Here is a 6,537-nt window from a genome sequence, read left to right as displayed (position 1 = left end):
AGTCAGGGGAGGTCTGGGGCCGTTGCTGCGGGGCACCGGCCTGCGTACCGGCGACCGGGGTGCCGGCGACCGGGGTGCCGGCGGCGGCGGGGAGCGGCGCCGGAGAGGCCGGCTGCTCCTCCTGGCCGGGCGTGAGCCGGGAGTCGTCCTGGACCGCCGTCGTGTCCCCGGGCGTGGTGCCCGGCTCCGGGGTCTGCTGCCGGGCGCCCGCTTCGGGGCGGGGAGTGGCGGAGGCCGGCCCGGGGTCCGATGCCAAGACGGGGCCCGACGCGTCCACGACCGTGTCGGCCGGAGCGTCCGTCTCGGGGATCAGGTCCGGTTCCGGCAGAGTCTCCGTGTCCGTGTCCGTGTCCGCGTCCGGGTCCGTCTGCCGGGCGGCGGGGCGCGTGTCGGCGGTGACCGCGTCCGCGTCCACGTCCCGTTCCGGGCTCACGTCCCGTTCCGGGCTCATGTCCCGATCCGGGCTCATGTCCCGATCCGGGCTCATGTCCCGATCCGGGCTCATGTCCCGATCCGGGCTCATGTCCAGATCGGCATCCACGTCGACGTCCACGTCCACGTCCGCGTGCTCGGCCGACGGTGCGAACGCGTTGTCGTCGTCCGTCGTCCGCTCTCGTACCGAGGCGTCCGGGACTGAGCCGGCGCCGTTGGCGCCCGATCGTCCCGCAGGCGACTCGGTGCCGTCCGAAACGGGCGGAGCCTGCCGTTCCGGAGTGAACGGCGCGCTCTCGGGGTCCTGTTGGCCCGTGGTGGCAGGGGTGAACGAAGGTGTGGGGGCGGCGGAGCCCACGGTGGGGATGTTCGACGGCGTGGGGATGGGCGAGGCGTCGCCGGGCGCCGTGGCCGGCGACGGGTTGAGCGCCGAGAAGACGGACTCGCTGCCCGGATCGCCGTACGAGGGAAGGTGCGGGGGCTTGACGTACATGCCCGTGGCCGCGTTGGCCGCAGCCTGCCCGTACTCGTCGGCGACGTAGTCGGAGTAGTCCGACATGGACGAGGCATTGCTGACGTTGCTGAAAACCGACGCGGTGTCATTGAAGTCGCCGGCATCGCTGTAAATGGAGTCCGTATCACTGACGTCAGTGTCGGCGTTCGCCCTGTTTCCGGAACCGTTTCCGGAACCGTTTCCGCCCCCGCCGCCCGTGACGTCATTGATTTCGTTTATGTCGTTGATGTCGTTCGGCCCGAAGCCGTTGCCCTGGAAGAACTTCTGGTTGAGCCACTTCCCGCCGTACTCGGCGGCATCGGAAGCGGCCTCGAAGAGAAGTCCGCTGAGGCCGGCGGACCCGAACGTCGCGGGATTGAGGGAGAACTGGCCGGTGAAGAAGAGTTTGGTGAACGCTTCCGCGAAGGTCTCGGCCTGACCCTCGTTGACGAAGGTGAGGGGAAGCTCGAACACCTCCTTCCACACCGGGCTGTCCTTGAATATCTTCTTCACGATCGGCCCGGTGAACTGGGAGAAAATCCCACCGAAGGCCCCCGCCAGCGCTCCCGCGACCGCCGACTGCGCGATCTCCGTCCAGTCGAACTCCGTACGCCGGCGGTCCGGGTTGTCCGACGCGGTCATGGAGATGAGCTGGGCCGTGAACGTGACGAAGGCTTCCTGGATCGCTTCGAGCACGATCGACAGCGGGGTCGGGACGGCGCGCCCCAGTCGCTGGAGGACCAGCAGGATGGCGAGCGCGGTCCGCGCCTTCGCCGCGGCTATCTCGGCCAGCGACGTACCGCCGGTGAAGACGGAAAGGGCGGCGATCAGCGCGAGTTCGAGGTTCATCAGGATGAACTCGATGAGGATCTCGTACTTGGCCTCGCCGAGTTTCATCGAGCGGTCCACCTGCCGGGACCCCATGTCCCGCAGCTCGGTGGCGAAATCCTGCAGATGGTTCACTCCGCCGTCGTCGACGAAGGTCTTCACCGCGGCGACGAACTCATCGGCGATCGCCGGCGGAAGCGAGCTTCCCGCCGAGTCGATCGCTCCCTTCATCGAGGCGGACAACGCTTCGATGTCGTCCGCCAACTGAGTGAAGGCGAAACGACTGTTGTAGCCCTTGTCCTCGTTACCGGTGGCGACGTTCGCGCCCACCCATACCTCGATGAACTCCCGCAGAGCGGGCGGGAAAATGATCGCCATGCTACCGCCGGTTCTCGCTTTCGGCGCTCAGCGTCTCAAGGTTGTCCAGAGCCTGGATCTGCGGACGCTGGACGTGCTCGGCCTCCTGGGCGACCGCGCCGACCAGGGCCAGGAAACCGCCGGTGATGTCGGTGACGGTCTTGGTCACCTGCGCCTTCTCGTCCCGGCACTGCGGACCGAGCTGGTTGGCGAACTCGTCGTCCCCCTCCTCGCCCCACCAGCCCTCGGTCTGGGCCCAGTTGGTCTCGAACCTGAGCCCCAGGGTCTCGGACCCCCGGACGGCGTCGTCGAGGTGCTTGGAGCTGGCCCGTATCTCCGTCACGTCCGCCGTGAACTCGTCCGGCATCCCTACGCACCACCCTGTCGCTTGTTTTCCCCGCTGGCTTTCCCGCCGCGACCGGTCGGTGCGGCGGGCGGCTCCTCGTCCTCGTGGATCTCGTCCCGGAACCGGCTCGTCGCCGTCGGCCTCCGCTCAACGGCGGTCTCACTGAGCAACGAATCGAAGACCGAGCCCCAGTCGACCCCCATCCGCCGCGGCGCCATGCCCCGGGAGGTCATCCTGGTGAGAGGGTCGAGCGTGTCGACGACCCGGCGCGCCATCTCGGCGCGGGCCGCGTTCACGGCCTCCAGCACCGAGGCCGACAGCTGCGAGGCGGCCATGCTCCGGTACTTGCCGTCGAGGAACTCCAGACTCGTCAGTTCGCCCTTTCCCCCGACGGCCACCCGGACCGATCGGTCCGCCGAGTGCGCGGTCACCGAGGCCGCGTTCAGCTGGCTCTGCGCCCGGGCCACGGCCTCTTCCGTCTCCTTGAGATGCGCCATCGCCTTGGCGACGCGATCCTCCATCGACTCACTCAACCTGGTCTCCTCACCGGTCAATCGAGCAACGGGCCCACCAGGCGCCGCTCCCGCGAACGGTGCCCTGCGCCCGGTGGCCGACGTCATCAGCTCATCTCCCCAGGGCCTGGGGCGCGCCGCCCTCGTCGGTGCCCCAGACGTCCTCGTCCTCCACCAGCCAGGTGGTCCGCTCCCGGTCGCCGCTCTCCGTCTGCTGTCCGGCCCCGCCCGCCCCGGGCATGCCGCCCATCGGGGGCATGAAGGGCGTACTGCTGCTGGTCTGCGTGGACGACCTCGGGACCACCCGGTGTTCCTCGTCCTCGACCGTCGGCGTGTTGGCGGCCACCCTGCCGGGGCGGGCGGCACCGGGCTCCACGACGGTGCGGACCCGCTCGCCGGTTCCCCCGCCGCCCTCACCTCCGGCGCCCCGCATCATCGGCGGCATCATCGGCGCCCCCGTACCCCCGGTCGAACCGCCCGACGAGCCGGCGAGGGCTCCGTCCCCCTCGGGGCGGCCCAGGGCGGACGCCATGTCCTCCTGGTTGTAGAGGTTGTCGCTGAACGCGGAGGCGTACTCCGAGCCGCCCGAGCCGAGACCCGACGGGCCGTACGCGGAGAGGTCGGGCGGCTGGGGGAGGTCGGCGATGCGCTGGCGGATCAGCTCGCCGATGTCCTTGTCGTTCGCACCGATCCGGTCGTACTCGGCCTGGATGTCGCCCATGCGCTGGTCGTACTGGGCCTTGGCGTCCCGCCGCGCCTGCTCCGCCTCCGCACGGGCTTCCTCCCGCTGCTCCTGGACGGCGGCCTTCTGCTCCTGGAAGTCCTCCCGGGCCCGCGCCTGGGCGTCGTCGGCCTCCTTGAGGGCGTCCCGCTCGGCGGCGTCGATCTCGGCGATCCGCCGGTCGTACTCCTCGCGGGCCTCCTGCTCGTCCTTGCCAGCGGCTATGTCGCGGTCGTACTCCTGCCGGGCTTCCGTCCGTTCCTGGTCGGCCTGCTCCCGCGCCTGGTCCCGCTCCTGCTGGGCCTCGGCCTTCTCCTGCTCGTACTCCCGCTTCGCCTCCGCCTCCTGGCGGTCGGCTTCCCGCTCGGCCGCCGCGCGCTCCTGCTGGGCCTCGGCCTTCTGCTGGTCGTAGGCGTCCTGCGCGTCGGCCTTGGCGTGCTCGGCCTCCAGCCGGGCCTGCTGCTTCTCGCGTACGGACTCCTGGCGGGCTTCCTCCTGCTGGCGCGACGCCTCGGCCCTCGCCTGCTCCTGGTCCTGTTCGGCGGCGGCCTTCTCGGCCTCCTGCTCGGCCTTGGCCTCGGCCCTCTGCTGCTCCGCCTCGGCCTTGGCAGCGGCCTGTTCCTCCTTCGCCGCCGCCTTCTCGGCCTCCTGCTCGGCCTTGGCTTCGGCCTTCTCCTTCTCGGCTTCCGCCTTGGCGGCTTCCTGCTCCTGCTTGGCAGCGGCCTTCTCGGCCTCCTGCTCCGCCTTGGCCTCCGCCTTCTCCTTCTCCGCCTCGGCCTTGGCGGCTTCCTGCTCCTGCTTGGCAGCGGCCTTCTCGGCCTCCTGCTCGGCCTTGGCCTCCGCCTTCTCCTGCTCGGCCTTCGCCTCGGCCTCGGCCTTCTCCTGCTCCGCCGCCGCCTTCTCGGCCTCCCGCTCGGCCTTGGCCTCGTCCTGGGCCTTCTTGGCGTCCGCTCGCTGCTGGTTCGCCTGGGCGACGGCGAACGCCTGCTGGGCGGCGGCCTGCTGTTTGGCCTCTTCCTGGGCCTGCTTGGCCTCGGCCCGGTCCTGCTCGTTCTGCGCCTTGGCTTCCGCCTTCTCCTTCTCCGCCTCGGCCTTGGCGGCTTCCTGCTCCTGCTTGGCGGCAGCCTTCTCGGCCTCCTGCTCGGCCTTGGCCTCCGCCTTCTCCTTCTCCGCCTCGGCCTTGGCGGCTTCCTGCTCCTGCTTGGCGGCGGCCTTCTCGGCCTCCTGCTCGGCCTTGGCCTCCGCCTTCTCCTGCTCGGCCTGCGCCTTGGCCTCGGCCTTCTCCCTCTCGGCCTCCGCCTTCTCCTTCTCCCGCTCCGCCTTGGCCTCGGCCTTGTCCTTCTCGGCCTGCGCCTTGGCCTCGGCCTTCTCCCTCTCGGCCTCCGCCTTCTCCCTGTCCCGCTCGGCCTTGGCCTCGGCCTTGTCCTTCTCCGCCTGCGCCTTGGCCGCCGCTGCCGCCGCCTCGGCCTCGGCCTTCGCCTTCGCCGCGTCCGCCTCGGCCTTCGCCCTCGCCGCGTCGGCTTCCTTCTTCGCCTTGTCGGCCTCTTCCTTCGTGGAGATGTCCGAGAGCGACCGCTTGTCCTTGTCGGTCAGCTTGGTGTCAAAAGCCTTCTGGGCGTCGCCGAAGGCCTTGTGAATGGCGACGATGGCCTCCGCACCCGCCACTCCGAGGAAGTTCTGAACGGACTTCCCCCACCGGCTCACCGCCTCGTCCGCCACCTTCTTCCAGGTCGCCATGTCACTGGGCGAACCATAGGATTCACCGTCGATGATGACGTCGTTCTTGAAACCCTCCTTCGCCACGACCACGATTTGGGCAGGGGTGTACATCCCTCCCCCAATGGTCTCGAAGTCGGTCTTGTCGACCTGGTCGAGGAACTCCAGACGAGCCTGTTCCAGCATGTCGTAGAGCCAACGCTGCGGGTTGCTCTCGGGCCGCCACGAGTTATAGGCGTACTCGAGGTTTTTCGCCTGCTCATGGATCTGGTTCTGGGCGGCGATCAGGGCGCGAGCGGGCTCGGACTTCACCACCGTTCCGTCAAGGGCTGTTTCGCTGGCGGTTCCGTCGCCGTTGTCACCGTTGAGCTGGTCGGCGTATCCCTCGTAGTTCCTTGCCAGCTTGTGGATGAGCGCCTTGAAGACGGCCGCCGAGGTACCGTCCCAGGAATCGCTGCCCTCGCCGATGTTCTCGTTGTCCCATTTGCCGACGGTGACCGCACTGTCCTCGAAGAACTTCACGGCCCGGTCGAACGCCCTGGCCGAGTCGGTGAACGAGTTCAGGTCGACATAGGCGCTGTCGGTGACGTCCGCTCCGCGGTTCGAGAACCCGTGGGTGGAGTGGGGCCATGCGGTCAGCTGCCCAAGGGCTTCCTTGGAACCGTAGATGTACTGGGTCAGGGCTCTGGTGTTCCAGTCGAGGTCGTTTCCCTCTTTGTTCCAGCCGCCCTTGTCCTTCAGCTTCGTGCTGGTCTTCGTGTAGTCCGGGATGATGTCGTTCCCGCCCGGCGGTGCCTCCTGGTAGGAGGCCAGGAAGGTGATGTGCGCCCGGTACATGTAGAGCATCGTCCCCGCCGACACGTCCTTGGTGTCATCGGACGGGCGGTAGAACGGGATGGTGTAGTCGGTGTTCTTCGTGTGCCAGCCGCCCGAGCCGATGAAGCCGGACGACCAACCCGGCCCGCCCACCTTGTCCAGGCGGACATGGATCATCGGGATGCCGTCGTTCCCCGTCAGATCCTTGAACACCTCGGCCCGGTCCGGCACGGGATAACCGGTGAGCATCTTGACCGCTGCTCTCCAGTTGTCGTCGTTGTTGTCCTTGGGGTCGGCCATCACCGTGCTCCGCGAA

The 6,537-nt window shown here is 68.9% G+C and carries 4 protein-coding genes; all 4 read right to left on the bottom strand.

Features of this window, described 5'->3' with window-relative positions:
* Positions 1-2,131 (bottom strand): hypothetical protein (locus tag FNH08_RS11870; protein WP_152771426.1); only part of this gene is annotated, 2,131 nt, incomplete at its 3' end.
* A 1-nt stretch (position 2,132) separates the two neighbouring features.
* Positions 2,133-2,477 (bottom strand): hypothetical protein, encoded by a 345-nt coding sequence (locus FNH08_RS11865; protein ID WP_152771425.1) that lies wholly within the window; start codon positions 2,475-2,477, stop codon positions 2,133-2,135.
* Between the two features lie 2 nt (positions 2,478-2,479).
* Positions 2,480-2,989, bottom strand: coding sequence for a YbaB/EbfC family nucleoid-associated protein (locus tag FNH08_RS11860; protein ID WP_228034054.1), 510 nt, complete (start codon positions 2,987-2,989; stop codon positions 2,480-2,482).
* Positions 2,990-3,080: 91 nt separating this feature from the next.
* Positions 3,081-6,521 carry an AAWKG family protein gene (locus tag FNH08_RS50695; protein WP_194238461.1) on the bottom strand — a complete coding sequence of 1,147 codons (3,441 nt, stop codon included), beginning with the start codon at positions 6,519-6,521 and terminating at the stop codon, positions 3,081-3,083.
* Positions 6,522-6,537 lie beyond the last annotated feature (16 nt).

The organism is Streptomyces spongiae, from assembly GCF_009377185.1.
In the GTDB taxonomy this organism is placed as follows: domain Bacteria; phylum Actinomycetota; class Actinomycetes; order Streptomycetales; family Streptomycetaceae; genus Streptomyces; species Streptomyces spongiae.
This window is presented reverse-complemented; position numbering and strand designations above follow the sequence as displayed.

What these genes read in the sequence shown, in the direction of transcription:
- FNH08_RS11865 (WP_152771425.1), bottom strand. Translation starts at nt 2,477, where the DNA reads ATGCCGGACGAGTTCACGGCGGACGTGACGGAGATACGGGCCAGCTCC.
- FNH08_RS50695 (WP_194238461.1), bottom strand. Translation starts at nt 6,521, where the DNA reads ATGGCCGACCCCAAGGACAACAACGACGACAACTGGAGAGCAGCGGTC.